Annotated in this window: 1 protein-coding gene; it reads left to right on the plus strand. The window is 53.8% G+C overall.

From position 1 onward, the window contains the following. Positions 1 to 209 (plus strand): hypothetical protein (locus CA13_RS34425; protein WP_419193747.1); only part of this gene is annotated, 209 nt, incomplete at its 5' end. Positions 210 to 381: the final 172 nt, after the last annotated feature.

Raw genomic sequence — 381 nt, forward strand, 5'->3', positions numbered from 1 at the left:
ACACTCCGGGCGATTGTTGTTCTGCTATCGGTGCGTCGTCGATGATCCGCTGGCAACCGTTTGGTCCACAACGTCGTTTGTTGCTTTCAAATTGGGACCTCGTTAAACTGATACTGCTAGGGAACGGACAACCGTCACCGAAGGGGCCGAAGGCTAAATGGACGGTGCTCGGTCGATTGATTCATCATGGTGACTCGATCGGCGTTTAACCCACATTCGTGCGATAACCATGTGATGCAACGGAGGACGGGTGGTCCGTTTTCTCGTCTGCTTGCACGTCGTTCGCCCGTCCCCGCTGATCACCACCGTTATCCGACTGAAGTAAGCCGAATTTGATTTCCCTGCGATCCATTCTTTTCGCTACCGCCTACCTCGCAATCG

It is taken from the genome of Novipirellula herctigrandis, from assembly GCA_007859835.1.
Taxonomy (GTDB): Bacteria; Planctomycetota; Planctomycetia; order Pirellulales; family Pirellulaceae; genus Novipirellula_A; species Novipirellula_A herctigrandis.